23 protein-coding genes are annotated in these 26586 nt (G+C 27.4%); 3 read left to right on the top strand and 20 right to left on the bottom strand.

What is annotated here, in order from left to right:
- Position 1: 1 nt before the first annotated feature.
- Positions 2-895, bottom strand: a complete 894-nt coding sequence (locus KXZ80_RS07255) for a LysR family transcriptional regulator (protein WP_021432811.1) — start codon at positions 893-895, stop codon at positions 2-4.
- 179 nt (positions 896-1074) lie between these two features.
- On the opposite strand from KXZ80_RS07255, the gene KXZ80_RS07250 reads away from it, so the two are divergent.
- A complete protein-coding gene (locus KXZ80_RS07250; protein ID WP_021432810.1) occupies positions 1075-1896 on the top strand; it encodes a nitroreductase family protein in 822 nt (273 codons plus the stop codon).
- 147 nt (positions 1897-2043) lie between these two features.
- On the opposite strand, the gene KXZ80_RS07245 is transcribed toward KXZ80_RS07250, so the two are convergent.
- The 11 genes from KXZ80_RS07245 to ebgA form a co-directional block, all read right to left on the bottom strand.
- Positions 2044-2550, bottom strand: coding sequence for a PaaI family thioesterase (locus tag KXZ80_RS07245; protein ID WP_021432809.1), 507 nt, complete (start codon positions 2548-2550; stop codon positions 2044-2046).
- Between the two features lie 117 nt (positions 2551-2667).
- Positions 2668-3561: a ribose ABC transporter substrate-binding protein RbsB gene (rbsB, locus tag KXZ80_RS07240; RefSeq protein ID WP_021432808.1), complete on the bottom strand. Its 894-nt coding sequence runs from the start codon at positions 3559-3561 to the stop codon at positions 2668-2670.
- 15 nt (positions 3562-3576) lie between these two features.
- On the bottom strand, positions 3577-4545 hold the full coding sequence (gene rbsC / locus KXZ80_RS07235; protein WP_021430551.1) for a ribose ABC transporter permease: 969 nt from the start codon (positions 4543-4545) through the stop codon (positions 3577-3579).
- A gap of 2 nt (positions 4546-4547) precedes the next feature.
- The gene (rbsA, locus tag KXZ80_RS07230) at positions 4548-6038 is read right to left on the bottom strand and encodes a ribose ABC transporter ATP-binding protein RbsA (protein WP_021430550.1); all 1491 of its coding nucleotides are present in this window, start codon (positions 6036-6038) and stop codon (positions 4548-4550) included.
- Positions 6039-6069: 31 nt separating this feature from the next.
- Positions 6070-6465 (bottom strand): D-ribose pyranase, encoded by a 396-nt coding sequence (gene rbsD / locus KXZ80_RS07225; RefSeq protein ID WP_021432807.1) that lies wholly within the window; start codon positions 6463-6465, stop codon positions 6070-6072.
- Positions 6466-6469: 4 nt separating this feature from the next.
- Entirely contained in the window at positions 6470-7378 is a 909-nt protein-coding gene (gene rbsK, locus KXZ80_RS07220; RefSeq protein WP_021432806.1) for a ribokinase, read from the bottom strand.
- A gap of 12 nt (positions 7379-7390) precedes the next feature.
- Complete coding sequence (locus KXZ80_RS07215; RefSeq protein WP_021432805.1) at positions 7391-8395, bottom strand: LacI family DNA-binding transcriptional regulator; 1005 nt, start codon at positions 8393-8395, stop codon at positions 7391-7393.
- 239 nt (positions 8396-8634) lie between these two features.
- A complete protein-coding gene (locus tag KXZ80_RS07210; RefSeq protein WP_021432804.1) occupies positions 8635-9678 on the bottom strand; it encodes an aldose epimerase family protein in 1044 nt (347 codons plus the stop codon).
- Positions 9668-11197, bottom strand: coding sequence for a UDP-glucose--hexose-1-phosphate uridylyltransferase (locus KXZ80_RS07205; RefSeq protein ID WP_021432803.1), 1530 nt, complete (start codon positions 11195-11197; stop codon positions 9668-9670). Before KXZ80_RS07205 ends, KXZ80_RS07210 begins: the two co-directional genes overlap by 11 nt.
- Positions 11198-11206: 9 nt before the next feature.
- Positions 11207-12373 (bottom strand): galactokinase, encoded by a 1167-nt coding sequence (locus KXZ80_RS07200; RefSeq protein WP_021432802.1) that lies wholly within the window; start codon positions 12371-12373, stop codon positions 11207-11209.
- Positions 12374-12537: 164 nt separating this feature from the next.
- On the bottom strand, positions 12538-15585 hold the full coding sequence (ebgA, locus tag KXZ80_RS07195; protein WP_021432801.1) for a beta-galactosidase subunit alpha: 3048 nt from the start codon (positions 15583-15585) through the stop codon (positions 12538-12540).
- A gap of 215 nt (positions 15586-15800) precedes the next feature.
- Here ebgA and KXZ80_RS07190 point away from each other — a divergent pair, with 215 nt between their 5' ends.
- Positions 15801-16622 carry an AraC family transcriptional regulator gene (locus KXZ80_RS07190; protein ID WP_021432800.1) on the top strand — a complete coding sequence of 274 codons (822 nt, stop codon included), beginning with the start codon at positions 15801-15803 and terminating at the stop codon, positions 16620-16622.
- A gap of 47 nt (positions 16623-16669) precedes the next feature.
- Here the strand turns inward: KXZ80_RS07190 and KXZ80_RS07185 are convergent, their stop codons facing one another.
- From KXZ80_RS07185 to KXZ80_RS07160, 6 genes are all read right to left on the bottom strand, one after another.
- On the bottom strand, positions 16670-17572 hold the full coding sequence (locus KXZ80_RS07185; RefSeq protein ID WP_021432799.1) for a CPBP family intramembrane glutamic endopeptidase: 903 nt from the start codon (positions 17570-17572) through the stop codon (positions 16670-16672).
- A gap of 110 nt (positions 17573-17682) precedes the next feature.
- Positions 17683-18654, bottom strand: coding sequence for a class 1b ribonucleoside-diphosphate reductase subunit beta (nrdF, locus tag KXZ80_RS07180; RefSeq protein WP_021432798.1), 972 nt, complete (start codon positions 18652-18654; stop codon positions 17683-17685).
- Positions 18655-18665: 11 nt separating this feature from the next.
- Positions 18666-20765 (bottom strand): class 1b ribonucleoside-diphosphate reductase subunit alpha, encoded by a 2100-nt coding sequence (gene nrdE / locus KXZ80_RS07175; RefSeq protein WP_021432797.1) that lies wholly within the window; start codon positions 20763-20765, stop codon positions 18666-18668.
- A 318-nt stretch (positions 20766-21083) separates the two neighbouring features.
- Complete coding sequence (locus KXZ80_RS07170; RefSeq protein WP_021432796.1) at positions 21084-22568, bottom strand: PH domain-containing protein; 1485 nt, start codon at positions 22566-22568, stop codon at positions 21084-21086.
- 2 nt (positions 22569-22570) lie between these two features.
- On the bottom strand, positions 22571-23074 hold the full coding sequence (locus tag KXZ80_RS07165; RefSeq protein WP_021432795.1) for a PH domain-containing protein: 504 nt from the start codon (positions 23072-23074) through the stop codon (positions 22571-22573).
- 125 nt (positions 23075-23199) lie between these two features.
- Complete coding sequence (locus KXZ80_RS07160) at positions 23200-23913, bottom strand: hypothetical protein (protein WP_021432794.1); 714 nt, start codon at positions 23911-23913, stop codon at positions 23200-23202.
- A 211-nt stretch (positions 23914-24124) separates the two neighbouring features.
- On the opposite strand from KXZ80_RS07160, the gene KXZ80_RS07155 reads away from it, so the two are divergent.
- Positions 24125-24811 carry a lysoplasmalogenase gene (locus KXZ80_RS07155; protein WP_021432793.1) on the top strand — a complete coding sequence of 229 codons (687 nt, stop codon included), beginning with the start codon at positions 24125-24127 and terminating at the stop codon, positions 24809-24811.
- 168 nt (positions 24812-24979) lie between these two features.
- Here KXZ80_RS07155 and KXZ80_RS07150 read toward each other — a convergent pair whose 3' ends face one another.
- Both KXZ80_RS07150 and KXZ80_RS07145 read right to left on the bottom strand, forming a co-directional pair.
- Positions 24980-25885: a hypothetical protein gene (locus KXZ80_RS07150; protein ID WP_021432792.1), complete on the bottom strand. Its 906-nt coding sequence runs from the start codon at positions 25883-25885 to the stop codon at positions 24980-24982.
- Between the two features lie 129 nt (positions 25886-26014).
- The gene (locus tag KXZ80_RS07145) at positions 26015-26548 is read right to left on the bottom strand and encodes a GNAT family N-acetyltransferase (RefSeq protein ID WP_021432791.1); all 534 of its coding nucleotides are present in this window, start codon (positions 26546-26548) and stop codon (positions 26015-26017) included.
- Positions 26549-26586 lie beyond the last annotated feature (38 nt).

Here is a 26586-nt window from a genome sequence, read left to right as displayed (position 1 = left end):
TTTATTTAATATTAGCTGAACTAATCACATATTCTTTAAACTTCGTAGCTACTTTGCTAATTTTAGATTTTTTTGAAATCCCCATATATATAGTTCTCTCTTTTATCTCTTCCTTTATATTTATAATTGATAAAGTATTACTATTAATCATAGGTGTGTTTGGCACTATAGAAATTCCAGCTCCCATAGATACTAGACCCTCTACTGCACTTCCAATATTTGCACCATCTGGCTGAATTGAAATTTTAGGCGCATATCCTAATATTTCAGTATATGACATAAGTTTTTCTTTACTATTCTCACAAAATGCTATAAAAGATTCATCTTTTAATTCTTTTAAAGATATTTCGTTTCTACTTGCAAATTTATGTTTTTTGGGTACTATTAAAACATAATCTTGTTTTTTGACAGGTATAGATTCAATCTCAGATTTGTTTTCATCTATATCTTTACTATCATAAAATCCTATATCAATGTTTCCTATACTTAAATCATTTATAACTTCTTGGGCTGACTGCTGGTTAAATTGAAACTTTACATTTGGATATTCATTTAAAAAATCACTTATTATAAGATGCATAAAATATCCACCTATCCTTGGTGTAGATGATATAAATATAGTTTCATTTTTTTCAGTAAGCATGTTACCTATAGTTTTAATTCCATTTTCTATCTCAATCAAAGCTTTATTAGAGTATGTTAAAAATACTTCTCCATATTCTGTAAGCTTTATATTTCTACCCTTTTTCTCAAAAAGCGAAACTTTCAACTCTTCTTCTAATTTGGAAATAGCCTTGCTTAGTGCTGGTTGAGTTACTGAAAGTTCTTTTGAAGCCTTTGTGAAATTTTCTGTTTCAGCTATAACCTTAAAATACTCTAATTGTTGTAAATTCATAATACACTCCTTTTTATAACCAAAAGTTATAGTTATATGAAAAATTTGAATTAGACATAAATATTTTTATGATGGTATAATCAGTATAAATCAAATTCAAACATACTTGATAGTCATATAGAATTATAAATTTTATTTATTGATTAGTCAAAACTTTTATTTTTTAGGAGGTATTAATTATGATGAAAGTAGATAAGGATTTATGTATAGGGTGTAGCCTTTGCGTAAAAGATTGTATTGTTAATGATATAGAGCTTGTTGATGGCAAAGCTCAAATTAAAAATGTTAGTTGCTTTAAATGTGGACATTGCATAGCAATCTGTCCTAAAAATGCAGTATCAACAGATGATTATAATATGGACGAAGTTTTAAATTATGATAAAGATAGTTTTACTATAAATGAAGATAATTTACTTAATTTTATAAAATTTAGAAGAAGTGTTAGACATTTCAAGAAACAAGACGTTGAAGTCGAAAAAATAAATAAAATTATAGAAGCAGGACGATTCACTCAAACTTCTACCAACTCTCAAAATGTTTCTTATGTAGTTGTAAAAGATAATATAGAGAAATTAAAAGAAATGGCCTTTGATAGCTTATACAATTTAGGAACAACTTTATTAGAAAATTTAAATGATGAGACAAAACCCTTTGAAAGGTATGCAAAGATGTGGGTTAATATGTACAATGCTTATAAAGAAAATCCTACTGGAAGAGATGGTTTATTCTTTAATGCTCCAGCAGTAATTCTAGTAGTTTCTGATTCACCTGTTAATGCCTCTTTAGCATCTTCTAATATGGAACTTATGACTAATGCATTAGGTCTTGGAACATTCTTTAGTGGATTCTTTATAAAAGCGGCTCAAGAAAATAAAGAAATCATGAAGTTTTTAGGTCTTTCTGAAAACCAACATATAGTGAATTGTATGATAATTGGTTATCCTAGTGTAAAATATCAAAGAACTGTACCTAGAAAAGAAGCAATTATATCTTGGAAATAGATAATAAAAAAGAGCATTAAAATAACAAGTCTCATAGGATTAGACTATAATTTTTATTTAGATTATAAAATTAATAAAACTTATAATCTAATCCTTAGCTACTTATTTTTTAATACTCTATTTAACAAATAAATTTAAGTATAATTTTTATAATTCTATGTATTCCATATCTTCCTCATTTTCTGCCTCTAACCATTCTCTTGCTAAATCATCTTCGTCTTCTATAATTCTACTTACCGGCAACTTCATATATTTTCCTTTTGCAGTTACAGCTACCTCACCATTCGGTAATATTATTTCTCCAGTTCCTTCAAATAACTTTCTAGTGTCTCTAGTTATTCTTCCAACTACTTTTATAGTGCAATCTGTTGGCACAGGCTTTTTATACTTTAATTCTAGAGAAACAGTAACTCCCCAAACTTCTCCATCTAACATAGTTATAGCTCTACCTATAGTTTCATCTAATATTGCAGCAGACATACCACCATGCATTCTTCCAGGATAACTTTGATGCCATTCTTTCGTATCACATATTGCTAATAATTCATTATTATCTAGCTCATAAAAATTAGCTTTAAGACTTAAATCATTATCAACTCCACAAACTACGCAATTACTACTTATATTTTGTTTTTTTATAATTTTATGTTTCATAGTCTTACCTCCAATTTTATAAGTTACTAATTCATTTAGTATTATAGCATAACAAAAATCTCAATGTAAGAAGGAATAAAAAAAATACTAAGATGATAAAATCATCTTAGTATTTTTTTATTTTGTTACTAACTGTAATTTAACAGGTACGAAATCTTTTACCTTTTCACCTTGTAAATATTTATTAGCCTCTTTTACTGCTGTTTCACCTATAAGTATTGGTTGTTGAGCTACTGTCGCTGCCATATCACCTTTTTTAACTGCATCTACAGCATCATCTGTTGCATCAAAACCTACAACTAAAACATCTTTCATATTTGCATCTGCAAGTGCTTTTGATGCTCCTAAAGCCATTTCATCATTTTGTGCAAATACTGCATCTATTTTCCCTTGAGATTGAATGATGTTTTCCATAACAGTAAGTCCCTTTGTTCTATCAAAATCTGCCGATTGTTTTGATACAATTTTTAAGTTACTTCCTTTTATTCCATCTTCAAATCCTTTACCTCTATCTCTTGTTGCTGATGATCCAGCTATACCTTCAAGTTCAACAATGTTTCCTTTATTACCTAATTTATCAATTAAAAACTTAGCAGCCATATCTCCACCAGCTATGTTATCTGATGCAATATGAGATGCCACTTTACCACCATTTGCAATTCTATCTACAGTCATAACTGGTAAATCTGCATTATTGGCAATCATAACTGATGCTACTGCTGAATCTGAATCAACAGGATTTAGTAATACTAAATCTACATTTTTAACAGTTATATCTTCCATATTAGATACTTCTTTTGCCGGATCATTTTGAGAATCTAATACTACAACTTCATATCCAAGTTTTTTTGCTTCTTTTTCAACACCTTTTTTTAAATCTACAAAGAAAGGATTATTTAGTGTTGATACTATAAGTCCTATTTTTTTAGTTCCGTCTTCTTTTTGGCTACATCCTACCAACATAAAACTTGATAAAACTATAGTCATCATTATTGAAAGAAATTTTTTCATTCCTATCTTCCTTTCTTAGTTACTTTTTCTATCTAATAGTACAGCTATTAATATAACTATACCTTTAACCATCATTTGATAATAGGATGATACATCTAATATGTTAAGAGCATTACTTAAAACACCTATTATAAGTGCACCTATTATCGTTCCACTTATTTTACCCTTTCCTCCAGTAAGCTTTGTTCCTCCAAGTACAACTGCTGCTATTGCATCTAGTTCATACCCTGTACCTGCTGTAGGTTGAGCTGAGTATAATCTTGAAGTTATTATAATACCTGCTATTGCTGATAATATACCACTTATAGTGTATACCCATATTTTTATTTTATCTGTGTTAAGTCCTGATAACTTAGTTGCTTCTTCATTTCCACCTAATGCATATGTATATCTACCCATTTTAGTGTGGTTTAATATATAATAACATGCTACAAATACTAATATAGTTATGATAACTGGTGATGGTATTCCAAATACTGTTCCTCCACCGATTTTTCCAAATGCCATTGCTAAACCATTACTTCCTAGAGTTATCGGTTTTCCATCTGTAAATACTAATGTTACACCTCTAAGTATTGTCATTGTTGCAAGTGTTGCTATAAATGGTTGTAATTTTCCTTTAGATATTACAAATCCATTTAAAAATCCTACTGCTGCTCCACATACTATAGCTGCTATAACTGCAACTACTATACTTTGTCCTGATGCTAAAAGAGATGCTGCAAAAGCCCCACTTAAAGCAAGAACAGACCCTACAGAAAGGTCAATTCCTCCTGTTAAAATTACAAACGTCATACCTGCTGCAATTATAGCATTTACAGATGTTTGTCTAAGTATATTTAATATGTTTCTACTACTTAAAAATGATGGACTTAGTATTGAAACTACAACTATTAATAATAATAATCCAACTAATGATTTGTACTTTATTAATATACTTTTTAAATCCATTTGTTTATTTTCTTGACTCACTTTAGCTTGCATAATTAAGCCTCCTTCACTGTAACTGCATATTTTAATATACTTTCTTGAGTTGCATCTTTAATATCTAGCTCTCCAGTTAATCTACCTTGACTTAAAACTAATATTCTATCACTTAGCCCAAGTATTTCTGGCATTTCAGAAGATATCATTATTACTGCTTTCCCTTGACTTTTAAATTTATTTATAAGATCATATATTTCTTTTTTTGCACCAACGTCAACTCCACGAGTTGGTTCATCAAGTATAAGTACATCAGGGTCTGTCATTAGAGCCTTAGCTATTGCAACCTTTTGTTGATTTCCTCCACTTAAGTTTTTAATTATTTGTTCTTCAGTTGGAGTTTTTATATTCATTTTTTTTATATAGTCTTTTACTTGTTCATTTTCTTTAGTTTTATTTAATCTAAACATGCTAGATAAACTATTTAATGATGATATTGTCATATTTTCTCTAACAGATAGCGATAGAATTAAACCATCTCCTTTTCTATCCTCAGATACATATGCTATTTTATTTTTTAATCCATCTTTTGCCGACTTATTAGTTACCTCTTTACCATTTACAATAACTTGTCCGCTTTCTTTTCTTATGTGTCCATATATAGTTTTTGCAAGTTCTGTTCTTCCCGCTCCCATAAGACCTGCAATCCCTATAATCTCTCCACTTCTAACATTAAAAGATACATTGTCTACATATCTATTTGAAAGATTTTTCACATCTAATACAATATTTCCTTTTTCAATTTCATGTCTTGGAAATTGATCTGTAAGTTTTCTTCCAACCATCATTTCTATCATTTTGTCTTCGTCTAAATTGCAGATTTCTTCACTACCTACATATTTACCGTCTCTTAGAACTGTTATGTAATCACATATTTCAAATATTTCTTTCAATCTATGAGATATATATACTATTGCTTTTCCTTCGTTCTTTAAATCTTCTATTACTTTAAACAGGCTTTCTGTTTCTTTATCCGTAAGAGCATCTGTTGGTTCATCCATTATAATTATTTTTGCATCTAAAGATAAAGCTTTAGCTATTTCTACCATTTGTTGTTGTCCTAAACTTAAATTACCAACTAATTCTTTTGAACTAGTTTTTATATTTAGTTTATTTAAATATTTATCTGATTCTGCATACAGCTTTTTAAAGTCTATTTTAAATCCTTTTTTAGGTTCTCTTCCTAAAAATATATTTTCACCTATAGTTAAATCTTGTATTAAATTTAACTCTTGATGTATTATTGCTATACCTTTTTCTTGTGCATCTTTTGGTCCTTTTATATCCTCTAAGTTTCCATTGTAGAATATTTGTCCACCATCTTTTTTGTAAACACCACTTAAGACCTTCATAAGTGTTGATTTACCTGCACCATTTTCCCCCATTAAAGCCATTACTTTACCTGGATAAAGTTCTAAGTTAACTCCATCTAGTGCTTTAACTCCAGGGAACTCTTTAACTATATTTTTCATCTGCAAAATTGGATTGTTCATATAGGTGCTCCTTTCGATTTACAAAATTTTTCTAAAATACAACGCCTGATTTTAATATTATATTTGAGTATGGAGTACATTCTCCAGTTCTTATTACAGCATGAGAATCCTTTGTCATAACTTTAAACTCTTCATGTTTTACCATTGTAACTTTTACATTTTCAAATCTATTTAATATTTCTTTATACATTTGTTCTGCTACTTCTTTTATTTCTTCAGCTATTATTATTTCTTCTACACATAATTCTTCAAGTACTGTGTCTAATGTATCTAAAAAACTTGGAACTCCATATTTAAGAGCTAAGTCTATTCTTTTTATATCTTTTGGTATAGGAAGACCACAATCTCCTATAGTTAAACTGTCTGTATGTCCCATTTGAGATATCACAGATGAAATCTCACTATTTAATAATTTACCTTTTTTCATGACCTTACCCCCTAAATCTTTCAACTTCTTCTAGAGTTGGTAATGAACTTTGTGCACCTTCTTTAGTAACACATAAAGCTCCCACTCTTGATGCAAAATCCATAGCAACCTCTATATTTTCTCCTTTTGAGAAAGCTACAGATAAAGCTCCAGTATAACTATCTCCCGCTGCTGTAGTATCTACTGCATCTACTTTATATGATTTTTTAAACATAGATGTTTCTTTATTTATATATAAACTTCCTTTAGATCCTAATGTTACGATTAATTCTTTAACACCTTTTTCAATCATAGTTTGAGCTGCTTTTAATATATCATCTTCACAATTTATGCTTACTCCACTTAATATCTCTAACTCTGTTTCATTAGGTGTAAGTAAATCTACATTCTCGATTATTGAGTCTTCTAATTTAACAGCAGGCGCTGGATTTAGAATTGTATATTTTCCTAACTTTTTAGCTGATTTTAGTGCATATTTTATAGTTTCAAGTGGTGTTTCAAGTTGAACTACTACTATATCACTATTTTTTATTGCATCAATATTCTTATCTATATCATTTTCTTTTACTTTAAAGTTTGCTCCTGGTGCTACTACTATTGAATTTTCTGCGTTTTTATCAACAGTTATCATCGCAACTCCAGTAGGACCATCTTCTTTATGTACGTAAGTTGTATTTACATTATCATTTTTTAATGCATCTATTAAAGTTTGTCCAAAGCTATCTGTCCCAACTTTACCAATCATAGTTACATCTCCACCAAGTCTTGCCATTGCTACAGCTTGATTTGCACCTTTTCCACCTGGCACTTCCTTAAAGTCGCTTCCTATTAATGTTTGTCCTTTTTTAGGCATGTTATCAACATTCACTACTAAGTCCATGTTTAAGCTACCTATTACACATATTTTTTTCATAATCGTCCTCCTCTAAAGTTTTTGAGATGTAGAACTTCTTATTATAAGTTCTGGCTTAAAAATCATTTTTTCTATATCATTAATTTCTTTTTTTTCTAAATTTTTTATTAATATATTAGCTGATTCATATCCCATATCGTATGAATTCTGATTTATAGTTGTAAGTTGCGGTTCAATTATACTTGAAGTTTGAATATCATCAAATCCAACCACGCTTATGTCTTTTGGTATATGTATATTTCTTTCTTTTAAAGCTTTGATAGCTCCTATTGCTATTAAATCATTAGCTGCACATATAGCGGTAAAGTTTATATCTTTTAAACTTTGGATTATTTCATATCCCCAATCTAAAGAATATTCACCTTGTAATACTAATTTTTCATCATATTCAATGTTAGCTTCTTTTAAAGCTTTTTTATAACCTTTTAATCTATCTCTTGCTATTTCGTTTTTTAAAGGTCCACTTAAATAAAGTATTTTTTTATGATTTTTTTCTACTAGGTGATTTATTTCTAAATAAGTTCCTTCTTCATTGTCTAAACTCACTATACCCTTTAAGTTTTTAATATCTAATTTTTTATCTACTAAAACAATTGGTTTTGTTGATAAGTTATATTCATTTGAGTTTAAGTCTATCTTAGAAGATGGCGCAAATATAATTCCGTCTACCATTTTATCTGCTAATGTATTAAATGCTTTTATTTCTTTATCTATATTTTCATCTGTATTACAAAGTATAATATTATATCCTTCTTTAACAGCCTTATCTTCTGCACCCCTAACTATATCTGTAAAAAATGGGTTTCTTATATCTGGAATAATAATTCCTATAGTTTTAGTTTTTTTTGTTACTAAACTTTGAGCCATTTTATTTGGTCTATAGTTTTTTTCTTTTACTATATCTAAAATTTTTCTTCTTGTAGTATCACTTATTTTTTCATCTTTATTATTTAATACTTTTGATACTGTAGTTTTTGATACCCCTGCTAACTCTGCTATATCCTTAATTGTTACCATATAAATCCCCTCCCAAAACTTTAGTATAGTGTACTATTTTTAGGGTTACCGGTTATCCTTTTTTATTAATATACCATACTATATTCAATTAATGCAACATATTTTTATTTGTATATCATTTTGAAAATGTTTTCACGAATTAAATAAGCAAAAAAACTGTCTATTACTGTAGCATTTTCAGCACTTATAATAGACATTTAATCATTTTATATTTTTTATATTTTTTTATGATACACTGTTTAATCATCAATAGTGTAGAATTTATACTCTGTAACTTGATTGTATGCGCTTCCTTTACTTAAAATTGAATTTTCTAAAAAGCACATATTATGTCCTATTGGAGGAGACTGCGTTTCAAAGCATATTCCATATCTTCTTTGCATTATCTTATTATTATATAAGGCTAATTCATCAGTAAAGTTCATACTATATATAACCACGCACTCTTGGTTTGTAATTATATCCATAGCTCTTTTAGACTTTTTATCTTCTAAGTGTATATTCCCTTTATTTAACATAAATATATGGTCATAACCACAACCTATTTTTATCTGTACATCCTTTTTATCATCAATATCTTCACCTATACACTTTAAAACTCTAAAATCAAAAGGAGTTTTATCTACATTTATATACTTACCTGTTGGAGTACAATTTTTATCTAGTTCTAGTATGTAAGTACTATCTACTTCCATATATTGTTTAGTTATAGGTTCTTTTAAATTACCACTTAGATTAAAATAAGTGTGATTTGTCATGTTAACTAAAGTTGTCTTATCTGTATCTGCTTTATAGGTTTGTTTTATATTAAAATTTTCACGTATATTGAAACTAACCTTAATATCTAAGTTTCCTGGATAGTTCTCCTCCATATCTTTACTAAAAGCTTTTAAGTTTAAAGTTATACTATTTCCCTCTTTTATACTGTCTACTTCATAAATTTTTTTATCAAACCCACACTTTCCTCCATGCCCTTGGTTTTCACCATAGTTTTTAAATAGGTTATACTTTTTGTTTTCAACTTTAATTATTGCTTCACTTATTCGCCCTGAAGTCCTACCTATTATAGCCCCCATATATGAAGGGTTTAGCTTATAACTATCTATACTGTTATATCCAACTACAATATTTTCGAAATTGTTATCTTTATCAGGAGTTATAATCTTAGTTATTATTCCTCCTAAATTTAATATTTCAAACTCAAACCCATTTTCATATAAAACATTATGAGCTATTATATCTTTATCATTTATTTTACCTACAACTTTTTTACTATATTTCATTTTTTACTCCTATATATTTTTTTAAACTTTCTATATATCTCCCTCTAGCTTCTTCTCCTGCTTTATTATATTTAAATACTCCACAATCTTCTAATACTCGTTTAAAAACTATCCCTACTTCATCCTTTAAAAGTTGGTCTATATTGCTTTCTTTAAATATAGAGTATTTAGATTTTAAATACTTAATCCAATTTAGATGAATAGGAACCTTTTCAATAATAAACTTTTCATCTTTTTCATTTAACAAACAGTCTTTTATTATTTTTAGCTCCTCTTTTAATCTAGCTGGGAGCACAGCTAATCCTAAAACTTCTATAAGACCTATATTTTCTTTTTTTATGTTATGTAATTCTTTATGGGGATGAAATATACCATCTGGATAACGCTCACTTGTTTTATTATTTCTTAAAACTAAATCTATTTCGTATGAATCATCTTTTTTTCTAGTAATAGGCGTTATTGTATTGTGACAAGTCATGCCTGTGTGAGAATATATATCAACATATTCATCAGAATAAGTTTTCCAATGATTTAGTATGTAGTTTGCCAGTTCACTTATTTTATATTTATCATCAGAGCAAAGTCTAAGTACAGATAACGGCCATTTTATAATCGATACTTTAACACTCTCATATCCATCTATAAAAAACTCACTCATAACTTTAGCATTGTCCATAGCAAAGTTGTGTTGTCCTCCTTGATAATGATCATGACTTAATATCGATCCTCCTACAATCGGTAAATCTGCATTAGAACCTATAAAATAATGAGGAAATTGGTCTACAAAATCTAAATTTTTGTCAAAAGTACTTTTATTTATTTTCATAGCTTCATGTTTGTCTGAAAAAATTATGCAGTGTTCATTGTAATATGAGTACGGTGAGTACTGTAAATAATATTTTTTATTGCATAGATTTATAGGTACAATCCTTAAGTTTTGTCTTGCAGGGTGATTTAATCTGCCTTTATATCCTACATTTTCTTTACATAACATGCACATTGGATAAGAAGATTCCTTCAATAACTTAGCTTGAGCGATTGCTTTAGGATCTTTTTCAGGTTTAGATAAATTTATAGTTATATCGATATCTCCATACTCAGTGTTTGTTTTCCAAGTTATATTTTCTTTAACCCTATTAGTCCTAACATAGTCACAAGCTTTACTTAAATTGTATAAATAATTTGTAGCACTTACCTTATCCTCTATATACCTACTATTAAATTCTCGTATAACTTCAGATGGTCTTGGTATAAGTAAACTCATTATTTTTGTATCTAATAAATCTCTATATACTGATGTATTAGATTCTAATAGCCCTATCTCATAAGCATAATTTAATAAGTTATTAATTATATCTTCTAAATTATTTGTATCAGTTATATCATCTACTAAAACATACTCATCTAGTTCAAATAATTCTATAAGAGAGTTTCTTATATAGCACATATCTTCTTTTTCAAAAAGATTGTTTTTCAATCCATAATTTATAAGTCTTTCAAATTCAATGTATATACTCATAATGCCTCCCTATAACAGTTCTTTAGTCCCATTTCCTATTTCTGCTTCATAAAAATCAGCTTCATATCCTATTATTTCTTTGTATTGTCTTGAAACTTCACTTATAAAACAATCTTTCAGTTCTTTTTTTACAATGGATACAGTGCATCCCCCAAACCCTGCACCTGTCATCCTTGATCCTATAGTTGCTTCATGTTCTAATGCAAGTTCAACTAAAGTATCTAATTCTTTTCCTGTTACTTCATAATCATTTTTAAGTGAATTGTGTGATTCTACCATAAGTTTTCCAAATGTGTGTATATCATCATTTTTTAATGCTTCTACAGCCTTTAATGTCCTTTGATTTTCATAAACTGCGTGCTTTGCTCTCCTTCTATTAACATCACTACTTATTAAGTGTTTATTATCTTCGAATTCTTCTTCACTAAGATCTCCTAAGTAATTTATATTAAGCTTTGTTTTTAATTCTTTCAATGCTTGTTCACATTCATTTCTTCGTTTATTATATTTTGAATCTGCAAGTCCTCTTCTTTTGTTTGTGTTTCCTATTACGATTACCTTATCATTTAATTCTAACTTTGAATATTTATAATCTAAGCTATTGCAATCTAATAAAATTGCATTATCGGATTTTCCCATACCTATAGCAAACTGATCCATTATTCCACAGTTTACTCCTATAAACTTATTTTCAGCTTGTTGACAAAATTTAACTAGGTCAATTCTAGCTATTCCTAAATCTAGTACATCATTAATCATTACCCCCATCAATAATTCTATAGATGCTGATGATGATAACCCGGCTCCATTTGGAATATTTCCGTATACTACCATGTCAAAACCATAATTTATTTCATACCCATATTTTTTTAATGTGTATAAAACTCCTTTAGGATAGTTTGCCCAATCATCTTTGTCTTCATTTTTTAATTCATCTATATCAAACTTTATCACACCTAATTTATCGAAATTCTTAGAATACATATTTATAACTTTATCATTTCTTAAAGATATTGCTCCATAAGTTCCAAAGCTCAATGCACAAGGAAAAACATTTCCCCCGTTATAATCAGTATGCTCTCCTATTAAATTTACTCTTCCTGGAGAAAAAAACACTCTTATATTTTCTCTATATCCAAAAATATTTTTAAATAAATCCACTATTTTTTCCTTCATTTTAAACCTCCCCTATTTTAAATGTAGTCCCCACTTACTTCGGGCGTCAGTAAAATCATGTACTATATACTTTGGTTAATTATAAAAAAATATAGTTAAATCACTAAGTTTCTATTATATATATATTCTATATACTTAGTGATTAACTATATTTTATATTAAACTTATATCAAGACTTCTCTTCCTAAATTAACTTCATTAATCTCTTTGTTATTAAATATAGTTAGTCTAAATTCTAAATTAAATTCTTCAAATTTGCATCTATACTTATCTAGCTGCCATTGCCCACATGAGTTAGTCCCCACAGCATTTTGTTTGTAGTCTATATTAAGTACTATAAAATCTCTTTTTTGTAAGTCTATAGTATGTTTAGCATATTCTAAATCTGTATCTTCATAATAAGAAGCACTGAAGTCAAACTTATCTTTAGCTATTGCCATTAAGCTCATACCCCTGTCATTTTTCAAGCTAACCCAAGAACAGTCACTTCTATTTCCATTTTCTTGAGGTTTTACATAATTTGTAAATAAACCTTCAATTGTATTTTCATAAACACCAAATAAATTAGCTTCTTTTGTATCTGAATATGACTCCCCTGGTCCTCTACCTTTATACTTAACATGTTCTAAATCCTTATTTAATTTCATCTTAAGGCCTATTCTAGGTAGCATGTCTGGCGCAGTTTCAATTTTTCCGGATGGTGTTCCACTTACATTAATTAAAATATCGCCACTTCCAAATACCTTGTATTCATAAGTTGACTTATAGTGCCAAGCAGAATTTGTAGTACCATTAATAGTTTCGACCTTAAATGTAAGTACATTATTATCTAAACTATACTCAACATTTCTAACAACCTCATGCATTAAATGCATGAAATACTTTTTCTTATAATCTTCTACAATGTACATATCATTATCTATCGGAGCTCTCCAAAAGTTTAGTTTAGGTCCAGCTTCTAATATCTTATATTCATCTTTAGTTATACTTAATATATTCCCCTTTACCAAATCGAAATCTACCTTAAAGCTTTCTCCCTTAACTATTAATTTGAAGTGCTCTTTTATAACTTCTAGCTCACCTTTTACTTCCACTTTAACTTTATCAGTTTTTATTGGTAGTTCAAATTGTGCCGTAGCTAGTTCATGACCTGAGTTTGCCCAATTACAATCTTTATTTAATACATAGGATATATTTAAATAATAGCTAGCTCCATCAACCTTTTTAAAATCCAAATTATAAGGAACTTTAACTTCGCAAGTATTCCTTCCTTCTATAGATGGCATAGCTACTCTTCCACTTTGGATTACTTTATCATCTTCCTTTATATTGTAAATAAGATCTAATGAATTTAAGTTCTTAAAATCATATCTATTTATAACTTTTATTAACCCTTTTTCTAAATCAACAGGAAGTGTCTGTGTAGGCTCTATAACTTTCTTATATTCTAAAAGTCCTGGTGAAACTGTTCTATCTGGCATTATAAGTCCATCTATACAGAAGTTAATATTACTTGGATCATCTCCAAAATCTCCACCATATCTATAGTAAACCTCTCCGTTTTCACTTACTGTATGTATTCCATGGTCAAACCACTCCCATATAAATCCACCTTGTAACTTGTCATATTTGTAAAATAAATCTTGATAATCTTTTAAATTTCCTGGCCCATTTCCCATAGCATGGCAATATTCACATAATATATGAGGTTTCTTTATATCGTTTATTATAGTATCCATTGTAAAGTTACTATCTCTTTCTAGCCAAGTGTACATTGTACTATATACTTCTGATACATTAAAGTCTCCTTCATAATGTAAAATTCTTGTTGGATCTAAGTCCTTACATTTTTTAGCCATAGCTTTAAAGTTACACCCAAATGAAGATTCATTTCCTAAAGACCACATTAATATAGATGGGTGGTTTTTATCTCTATTCATCATTCGTTCTATCCTACTTACATGAGCTAACTCCCAATTAGGGTCATCACTTATCCATGAATAGTCTCCTGTTAATTCAAAACCATGACATTCTAAATCTGTTTCGTCTATTACATATAATCCATACTCATCACATAAATCATATAAATAATGTGAATTAGGATAATGAGCTGTTCTAACTGCATTTATATTATGTTGTTTCATTAAAAGTATATCTTTTTCTATTTCTTCTTTAGCAACTACTCTTCCGTTTTTAGGATTATAATCATGTCTGTTTACACCTTTAAACTTTATAGCAACCCCATTTACTGTAAATGTCTCGCCTTTTATTTCAATTTTTCTAAATCCAATCTTCTGAGGTATAACTTGAACAATATCTTCGTCTTTATACACACTAATTAACAATGTATATAAATTAGGTTCTTCTGCACTCCATTTTAAAGGACTTTTTACATTTTTTGAAAACTTAAAATTTGAATCAATATCTACTAATTCTTCAAAAACAACTTTCTTATTTATATCTAGTAACTCAAATTTAATCTTTTGGTTTTCATATTTTCTAAATTTCAAATCAATATTTAAAGTACCATCATTATAATCTTCATCTAAATCTGTAACTACAGTTATATCCTCTACTCCTAACAAAGGTTCCGTGTATAGTTCTACATCCCTAAAAATTCCACTTAGCCACCACATATCTTGATCCTCTAAGTAAGTTCCATCACTCCATTGATATACTCTTACACAACATTCATTATTTCCACATCTTATATACTCTGTTATATCAAATTCTGATTGAATCCTAGCCCCTTTGCTATATCCTATCTCTTGTCCATTTATCCATACATTATATGCCGAGTCAACTCCATTAAACTTTAATATTACTTTTTCACTTATCCAAGACTCATCTATAAAGAAGTTTCTCTTGTATATGCCAGTTGGATTTTCTGTAGGAACATATGGAGGATTTATAGGGAAGTTATACCATAAATCAGAATAATGCATTTTACCATATCCTTGTAATTGCCAATTTCCAGGAACTATTATATTATTCCAGCTATCTGTGTTAAATTCTTCTTTATAAAATCCTTCTGGCGAATATTCAGGAGCATCTAAAAATAAAAATTTCCAACTTCCATTTAAGCATTTGTGGTTATGAGTATACTTTTTCTCTCCTATTAACGCTAATTTTTCAGATGAAAAACTTAAAAAGTGAGCTCTTGAATTTAATCTATTTATACCATCTATATTTATATTTTCCCAAAGTTTCATATAACCTCCCCCTCTCTTTTTCACTCATTTACTTATCCCCGTAGTTACGCTTTAAGAAATCATTTTCCTGTTTAATCTTATAATATACACTTTTGAATTTTGTCTCAATGTTATAATGTTGCTATAATTTGTATTATTGTTGCATTTTAAATTGACACTTGTATAAATTTAATTTAAATTCATATTAGGAAAACATTTTTAAGAAAGGACCATTTATGAATAAAATAGGAATTTTTTCAACAGATTTAAAACCAAGCTCAGAATTATACATATTCGAATGTGGATTTGAGCATTGCGAGCCTAGAGATCCCTATCAATATGAACATATAGATTACTATTTAATACATTACATAATTGAAGGTGAAGGTTTATTTTTTATAAAAGATAAAGTTCATCATTTAAAGGCTGGAGATGGATTTTTTATACCCCCTAATACAGACAACAATTACTACCCTACTGATGAAAATCCTTGGGTTTATCGTTGGATCGGTGTAAATGGTTCTAAAGCAAAAGAACTTTTTAGTTTATGTGGTTTTTCAGATGAAAATTATATATTTAGATATGATAAAGATAATAGTTTGGATAAATTATTTGAAAAAGTGTACCTAAACTGTAATTCAAACAGTTTATTTAATGCATTAGGATACTTATATCAAATACTATCATTACTTATGAGTGAACATTCAAATTTATCTTTACAAAAAAAATCTATATCTCAGTCTTATATATCTAAGTCCCTAGAATTTATTGATAATAACTTTGATAAAAATATTTCTGTTTCAGACATATCTGATTTTTTAAATATTGATAGAAGTCATTTTTATAAAATGTTTAAATTGCATATGATGACTACTCCACAACAATACCTAATTGAGTATAAGTTAAAAAAAGCATGTGATTTACTAAGAAAAAGTAGTTACTCTGTATGTGAAATTAGCAACTTAGTTGGTTTTTCTTCTCAGTCACACTTTTCAAAAACATTTAAAAGAAATCTTAATTTAACACCTCTTGAATATAGGTGTTTATTTGTAAAATAAAAAGTAGTATATCAAATATTTGATATACTACTTTTAAAACCATTTATCTAATAATTATATAATTTGTTTTTAGAATCCATTTTTGATATTATCTTATAACATACTAACCCACCTAATATAATTCCTATTCCTCCTAAAATTCCCATTGGCATAGGTCCTATAAATGGATTTGATATATTACCTTTCATAAATAAAACTCCTGTTCCAGCAAATCCATTTATCATAGCATGCGATATAACCGCTGGTATACAACTTTTAGTTTTTAATGTTACATAAGAAAGAATTGAGCCTAAAAATATACAAAATATTGTCATCGCAAATATTCCACCCCAAGGTGCGGTAGGATACCCAAGTCCATAGTTATGTCCCATAGCAATCATAGGAGCATGCCATATTCCCCATATCACTCCACTTATAATAGTTGCTTTTAGCGGTGTGAATTTTTCTAGTAAGTTTGGAAGTAAATATCCTCTCCAACCAAGTTCTTCTCCTAAACATGGTATAAAGTTTATTATAGGTGCTACGAAAATAGATGTAACAATTTGAGTTAATAACATTGTTTTTAATTGATTATCAGTTGGTATTGACTGTCCAGCTGAAGATAATTGTTCTTTTGTTGCATTTATCATTGTACTCATACTTCCATCAAAGTTTCCAGGGAACACTAAGTAATACACTACAATTCCCAAAATTATAAGTAAAAATGGTAAAAGCCATGCAATTAAATAATATTTTATATTCCCCTTTAAATTTGGTTTAGCCCACACATCCTTAATACTACCTTTTGTTATTATTGTTGTTAACATAACACCTATAGCTGGCATAAACATGCATCCCATTATAATTACAATAGCATATGGATTTTTATATCCATCTTGTATCATAAGACCAACAGCTATAACCCAAGTTAGTATAAATGTTATAACTAAAAACGTTTTTACTTTTTTCATAAATTCAACCTCCTTTTTAAGTTCTATCTGTTATATTTATACTATAACAGATAGAAAATTGTTCCGCAACAACAAAAAGATAGATCTTATTAGACCTATCTTTTACTGTGTTATATAATGAAATCTTCATCCTCTAGCTCTTCATAAATTCCTTTTTGATATCCATTACCTTTAGTTGAAAAGAAATCGTGTGATTTAGTTTCAGTGCTTAATCCATTTAAAACTATAGGATTTATTTCTCCTACTTCATAATACTTATCAAAACCTAAGTTTTCTAAAGCTCTATTAGCATTATACTGTAAGAATGTTATAACTTCTTCAACAAGTCCACTTCCATTATAAATCTTTTTTGTATACTCTATTTCATTATCCATTAAATCTTTAAATATCTTATATATTTTCTCCTTTAGCACTAATTTATCTTCTTCCTTAAAACTATCATATATTTCTTGAGCTAAAAGTCCTATATATTTACCATGTAAAGATTCATCTCTAAGTATTAATGATATTATTTCTCCACTTGCAACCATTTTGCCTTGACCAGCTAGGTATAGTGGATAAAAGAATCCTGAATAGAACAAGAAACTTTCTAAAAATACACTAGTCACCATTGATAAATATAAACTTCTTTGGTCATTAGTATTTTCATATTGATCTAATATCAATTCAGCTTTTTTTTGTAATGTCGGTTCTGTTTCTATCCAGTTAAACAATTCCTCTATTTGAGGAGTAGTTAAAAGTGTCATAAATATAGATGAGTAACTTTTGGCATGTATTTCTTCCATTGTTCCCATAAAAGATAAAACAGCTTTTCTTTGAAGGTTATCAGTTAAACTCATCATAGATGGGACTCCATTATTTCCTTGTTTTGTATCTAATAACGTAAGTCCGGCTAAAACTTTCTTGTACAATTCTTTTTCACTTTCACTTAGATCTGCCCAAGTTTTTAAATCCTTAGAAACTGATATTTCTTCTGGTAGCCAAAATTGTTTTACATTTTGATCCCAAAAAGCTTGTGTAAAACCATCATCTTCAACATTCCAGTTTACAGCTTTGTGTATTGATTTTGAATTAAATGTCATATAAAATCCCCCTATACTGAACACATTAAACACTCATTTGTGTCTCTTGTCATTTTTGTTCTTGTGTAATATAAACTTTTCAATCCTTTTTTATATGCATATATATAATATCTAGCTATATCCCTAGTTGTTTTATCATCTGTTACAAATAGTGTAGTAGATATTCCTTGATCAACATGCTGTTGAACTGTAGATACAACATCTATTACATGCTTCATATCCATTCTATATGCCGATTGATAATAAAGCATATTTTCATTAGTTAAAAATGGCATAGGATAAATAGTTGTAGAATCTCCATAAGTTCTAACTTCTACAGGTTCCATAATTGGCATTATACTTGAAGTTGCATTTTGAACATAGCTTATACTTTGTGTTGGAGCTATAGCTGTTAAATATGCATTGTATAATCCATTTTCCTTTACCCTATCCAAAAGATTAGCCCAATCCTTAGTTGTTGGTATGTATATACCTTTAAATAGTGACTTTACTTTATCTGTTTTAGGTAAATAAGACTCTGTATAGTACTTTGAAAGAACTTCACTTTCAATACCTTTAGCATACTCCGAATTTTCAAATCCATCAAATGTAGTTTTCTTTTCTATAGCAAGTTCCATAGAAGCTTTTATAGCATAATATCTTATCATGGCAAAGAATACATTTGAAAAATCTATAGCTTCTTTTGAAGTGTATAGTATATTTTCTCTAACTAAATAGCCATGTAAATTCATTGCCCCTAGCCCTATTGCATGTGATGCTTTATTCCCATTTTTTATAGTCGGAACTTCATTAATATTTGTATTGTCTGATACAAAAGATAAAGCTTTTATCCCTGTATTGACTGTTGATTCAATCTCTTTATTATCCATAACATTTGCTATATTTAAAGATCCTAAATTACAACTTATATCTTGTCCCCATACGTTATTTCCTCCATATCCTTTTATATCTGAAGGTGTTTGATACTGAAATATCTCACAGCATAAGTTTGACATTTTTATCATACCTACATCTTTTAGTACATGTTCTTTATTTGCTGTATCTATAAATACTACATATGGATATCCACTTTCTTGCTGCATCTGTGCAATTTTAGTTAACATTTGTCTTGGGTTTATTTCTTTCTTTATTATGTCTTTATCTTTAGCTAACTTGTCATACCATTCATTCATATATATTTCATCTAGATGTACTCCATATTTTTTGTAAACAGAATGAGGGTAAAAAGCATATGCTATTTCATTTTTTTCTGCTAACTCCATGAATTTATCAGGTATAATTGCACCTAGAGATAATGATGCTAATCTTATTTTTTCATCTGCATTTATTTTTTTAGTATCCATTAACATTTCAAAATCCGGATGAAAAACTGTTAAATAAGCTGCACCTGCTCCTTGTCTTGCTCCCATTTGATTAAAGTATGTAAATGATTGTTCTAACATTTTTGCAACTCCAACCACACCTCCAGCAGCTCCATCTATATCTTTTATAGGTTCCTTGCTAGCTCTAAGTCTAGATAAATTTAGTGCAACTCCTCCACCTATTTTTGATAAGTGATTAGATGAAGATACTGCATAAGATATTCCTTCTGTACTATCTTCTACTGATATTAAAAAACAAGAAACCATTTCTCCAGCTCTTTGTCTACCTGCATTTAAAAATGTTGGTGTAGCTGGTTGGAATTCTTGTCTTATAAGCTTTATAGCTAAATTTAAAGCTAAGTCTTCATTTCCATCTCCTAATGCTAATGCAACTATTAAAACTTTGTCATTGTAGTTTTCTAATATTTCTTTTCCATCATTACTTTTAAGTGCATAATTTTGATAAAATTTATTTGCACTCATATATGATTTAAACGTGAAATTTTCATTTTCTATCGCCTTATAAGTCTCTTTTATAAATTTTATAGAGTATTTATCTATTATGTCTTTTGAATAATAGCTATTTTCTAATAAGAAAGTTAATCTTTCCTCAAATGTATTAAATTTTTTCATTCTTGGATAAATGTGTTCATCTAAATAACTATTTAATGCCTCTATATCTTTTTCTAGTTGATATTTTCCATTTTTATCTTTGATTATTACTTCATTGTTGAGTTTAATATACTTCATTTTTTCCCACCTTTGCAAAATAGATAAATATTTTAAATACAATATATAGTAATAAAACTATTTTCATTGTACTACATATTGTATATACACCATTTTTATTTATCTTAATCTGATATTATTTACTTTAATTTTTTTATATTAATATCCTATAGATTTTCCAAGGTTTTCAGTTTTAAAAATTTTTTAAAATAAAATTTTATCTTTACATTAACAATACTTTATATTATAATAAATATCAGTGGGAACTTATGCTCAGACATAAGTATACGCTAGCCCATAAAAAAGGTTGTGAGATTTTCTCACAACCTTTTTTTATTATCATTTAGAAGCTTCAATTAACTTCTCAACATAATTTTTATTCATATATATTAATTTGATTTCTTCTGATGATTCACTGTAATAATCAATAGTAATCTTACCTACATTGTTTTTAGATTGAATAGGATTCGTTTTAAATTCAACAGCTTGTATATCTCTTCCTCTTAATATATGTATAGTCCTAAATAATCCCCCATTTACAGCTCTCACTTTTTTATTATCCACGCTAATGTTTAAATTTCTTATTTTCAGTGCAGAGTTTATCAAAGTTAATATAATAGTTAAATTAATAAACCAAACCCATTGTGTTTTTAATATTAAATAACATACTATAGAAATAGTAAAAATTAGTAAAATAGGTTTTATTAAAATAGAAATTCTTCCCTTTTCTATCCCATCTCCAGTTTCTTTAAAGCTCCAATCAGGAATAAATTCTTTTATAACATCATTAATTTCGTTTAGGGATCCTATTGGATACATTATAATTTTCTCATTTCCTTCTCCTGTATAACCTTTAATAATTAAATTTAATTCATATATATTTAAAAATTGCCTTATTGGATTTGATTTAATTTTAATAAGTTTTATATTATTGTCTTTGAAAGAAAACTCTTTTGTGCTAAATAGACCATACGTTATTTTTATATTATTGTTCTCTTTTAATAAAGTAAAATTATAATACTTAATAACATAATATACAGTTGCAATAAGTTTTAGTATAATTAAGAAAATTAAAAGTCCAATAGAAATCAATATAATAGTCATACTTTGCGAATTATTTTTAAAAGCTCCATCTATAATATTTGATAAATAATCTGAACTGATGAAATCATCTATCTTTCCTAAAATATTAAAAATAAAAATCAATGCAACAAATAAGTTAAAGCTTGTAAACCCATATATAACTAACTTTTTAGTTTCTATCTTTTTTTGTTTTATTTCGTTAGACTCTTCATTGTCTTTTATACTATTAAGTTCATTTACATCAACTGTACATTCATTATTCAAATCATCAAGAGCAAAAGATTTAAGGATATCAATTTGTTCGTTATTTAAACTTATTTTTATATCATCTATACCAAAATCTTTTGAAGGACTTTCTATTTTCACAATTTTATATGCTAATAATCTTTCTATTAAGTTCTGTGATATATCCATAGACTTAAAACTTTTCTTTGGTATTATTAATGTTTCCTTTGAAAATATCCCCTTATAATAATGTACCTCATTATCTTCTATGCTTATATACTCATACTTCCATCCTATTATTGAAAATATAATGTCTAAAACTACAAACAACACTATAGCTATCCAAAACCATTGTTTTAGAAATACTATAAAAAGTACACCTAGTCCAAAATTGCTGATCGTACCTTTTATAAGCTTATAAATTAAACTCTTCCAATTATTTCTTATTTTTATGTTTTCATTTGTGAAGCTTTTATTTTCATAATTAGTTTTATTGTCATTAAGTTCTTCATTCATAATTATGCATCAAGCTCCTCTCTAACATTTTCATTGATTTTAATCTTTAAAAACTCTCTAATTTTCTCGACTTCTTCTTTATCAAGATTAGGAATTTTATAGCTTCCACCTGCAGTTCCAATCTTAACATCAGCTAAATTAAATTTTCTATTTATAGGTCCTTCTGATAAGTTTATATTTTGAATTCGTACAATTGGAATCGTAACACTTCTTTTTAAAAATATTCCTTCAGTAAAAGATATTTCTTCTTCATTTATCCTATAACTCCATTGCTTATATTCAAAGAATGGTTCTATGTATGCGGATATTGCAATTAAAACAACAATAAGCAATATAATCATATTTATCCATGATATATAGTTGTCAAGAATATAGTTAATTGTATTTATCTCAAGTATAGGTAGAACCAATCTTAACACTAAGTAAATAGATATAAAGATTATTAATCCAATTGTTCTTCCTATAATCCAAGATTTAATAGCTTTATTACTAAGTTTTTTATCCATATTTACCCCCATGAAAATTTGTTAATCTTTTCCTAAAATATCATATATCAAATAATAATTCAACTTACAAAAAAAGATTAACTTTTATTAATTAAAGTTAATCTTTTATAGTCAAAATTTATAAACTATTTCTTTATTTTCATTACTAATCCTTCTATATCCATCACTCTATCTAAGTAATACCATTTACAATCAAATCCAAAATTAGCATACTTATCTTTCTTTTCATAATTAGAAGCTTTTTTAGTATAGAACTTATATTCTTTCTTTCCATCCTTTTTATTTACAACTTCATATCTTAAACTCTCTATAAATTTAGTTTCTAAATATCCATATAATTGAACTCTTTTTATATCATAAATATTTTTAACTAAATATTTTTTAATTGGATGTTTTTTATCTTCAACTTCTAGATTTAGATGTGCTCCAATATAATATTGGTTTTTATTTTTTGATTCAATATCTTTTTTATCTATTATAAGTCTATTATGAATATCTTTATCTATATAAGTTTTTATACCTATTTTATTACTTTTTAAGATATCTGGCTTAACACCCCTATATTTAAAATAATTTAAAACTGCACATTCTCCTATCTTGTCTGCAAATACTATTTGTTTTGCAATTTCTTTTTGTATTTTTTCATCTTTAACAGATGCTGGTACTAATACTTTATACTCGTTAGATTCTTCTATATATTTTTCAGCATATTTTTTACATTCTTCAATTTGATCTTCTGTTATATTAACCGATTTTGTTACTAATGTATCAAATTTATGCTTTACCTTAATATTTTTTACATTTATTAAATATTTACTTTTTGCATTTATATAAGTCACTTTTAAATCTCCTTAAATTTTATTGTTAAAATTTCACATAGTAATACATTACATTAAAAACAAGTTATTTTCAAGAAGCATATTTAACCACATATATAATTTTTATATTATAAATTATATATTTTAATTATATTGTTTTTTATTTAATGTTTAATGCATAGTATGATACTATAGTTTTATATAAAGGAAAATTTAATCATGGAGGGATTTTATGACTTACTTATTGTTACTTTTTTTATTTATTTCTTTAACATTCTTATTATATTTTACATATAAACCTTATAAAAATTATCGTGGACTATCTAAAACAATAACTAGTATATTATTTGTATTTGTTGCTATAAGTGGATACATTGAAAATAATACTAACTTTGCATATTTCATATTTATATTATTAGGTCTTATATTTTCATTATTTGGAGATGTCTTTCTTATATATGCAAAAGAAAGTGAATCTACTATGAGTAAAAACTTTATATATGGCCTTTTAAGTTTTAGCTTTGCACATATATTTTTTTCTGTAGGCTTTATATGTATTAGTGAGTTTAGCATATACACTATAATTTTCACAATAATTTTATCGTCTATTTCTTTATTATTTTTAAAGTCAATAAAAGGATTAGATTTTAAAGGAATGTTTAATTATGTAGCTTTTTACGCTGTAGTTATTAGTTTTATGTTTGCTCAATCATTAAATTTGTATTTATCAAATAACTCTAGCTTCGATATTTTGATAGTTACAATAGGTGCATTGTTATTTGTACTATCTGATTTAATATTAGCTTTTGATTATTTTTATAAAAATCCACCTAAAATTCTTGGAGCGTTAAATTTATTAGTGTACTACACAGCTCAAGCTTTAATTGCATTAAGTGTGCTTTATACAAAATTCGCTTAGCTCATATCGCCAACGACTTCGTCCGTTGCTCAAAAAACTTTTTTACGCTCAAAACATATAATGTTAGTAAATCTAAGTTTTATAGATTATACAAAGATTTTTAGTAATCATAATTTTGTTAAGCGTAAAAAAGGTTTAAGTATTAATTTAATACTTAAACCTTTTTTATTATACATTAAATGATAATTTAGGAATTTCAACATTTTTATCATCTTTTATTTGTTCTAATTTCATGTTTTTATAGAAATTATAGTATAAAAAGCTAATACTTATTAACATACATATTATAGATATAAAAGCATCTATAATAAATGCTTTATTATCTATACTTGAGTTGTTTTCAAAAAGTTTTGGTAAACTAAAAAACGAGTCATAGTTTTGTCTTTTTTCATAATTATTTATTGAAGCATCTTTTAGTTTATTTTGTATTATTTCATCTGCTTTAGAGCTTTGTTCCCAGTTTTTATAATCATATCCTGTTACATTAACTGTAGTATTTCCAAAGTCTTTTTCTAGTTGTGAATATATTTTATCATTTACTACTACAACCCATATTCCAACTCCCTTTGGAAGTATTTTTCCTGTAGCAATACCTTTTACATTTAAATTATAAAGTCCTATGTCAAAATCTTTAAATTTACTTATTTTGTTTTTGTATTTTTCATTATCAAATCTTGGTACAATTAAAGTATCATTTACTCCTAAATTAACTGGATCTATATTAAGTTTTTTTGCTAGTTTATTAAATTCTGAATTCTTTATTACATATTTACCTTCATTATTTATATTTAATAACTTATAATCTGTTTTTTTGTATTTATATCCTGACTCATTCAATGTACCTTCAATAGATGATAATTGCTCATCATTCATATAATTGTAACTTGAAGACATATAATTTAATATAAATGGATAATCTGATTTTTTTACTTCCATTCTATTACTAACAACTAAAAGTATAGTACTTGTACATACTATGGCTGCTAAAAGTATAGCCATCGTTAAATATACTAGTCTTAAATTCTCTTTTTGCTTGTAAAAATATTTAAATTCTTGAAATTTTAATATTTTCATGACTATCTGCAACCTTTCTTTATCTTTATGTAATAATAATATACTAATTATAAAGTTTTTAGTATCTATATAAATTACATTTAAGTTACACTTTTGTAAGATAGAATTCTGGTTGCAATTATTTAGTTCTTAAGATTCAAAAAACTCTTTTGCATACTTAACTACTCCATTTACATATTTTAATGAAGCTGGTTCAAGATCTATAACCATAAAGTTTTCACTTGGTACATCAAATGGTGGATTTATTCTAAATTCTTTAGCTTCTTTAAATCCAAATCTTGGATAGTACTTTTCACTTCCAAGAACTACAACCGACTTATATCCTAAGTTTTTAGCAATACTTAAACCTTCACTTATTAACCTACTACCTATTCCTTGTCTTTGATATTTAGGTAATACCGAAAGTGGAGCTAATGCAAGTGATTCTGTCTTTAAGTCCTTGTTTTCTATTGATATTTTAGTAAACATAATATGACCAACTATAGTTTTATCACAAGTTGCCACAAGTGATAACTCTTTTATATAACTATCTGAGTTTCTAAGTCTATTTACTAAATCTTGTTCACTTCCATCAGAGTGTTCTGCACTTTTAAATGATTCCTTTATTAAATTATATATTTCTTCTCTATCTTTCAACTGTTCTTTTCTAATATTTATACCCACTCTATTTCCTCCTTAAGCGTAAAAAAATATTACATAAA

Origin of the sequence: Paraclostridium bifermentans (assembly GCF_019916025.1) — a bacterium.
Lineage (GTDB): Bacteria > Bacillota > Clostridia > Peptostreptococcales > Peptostreptococcaceae > Paraclostridium > Paraclostridium bifermentans.
This window is presented reverse-complemented; position numbering and strand designations above follow the sequence as displayed.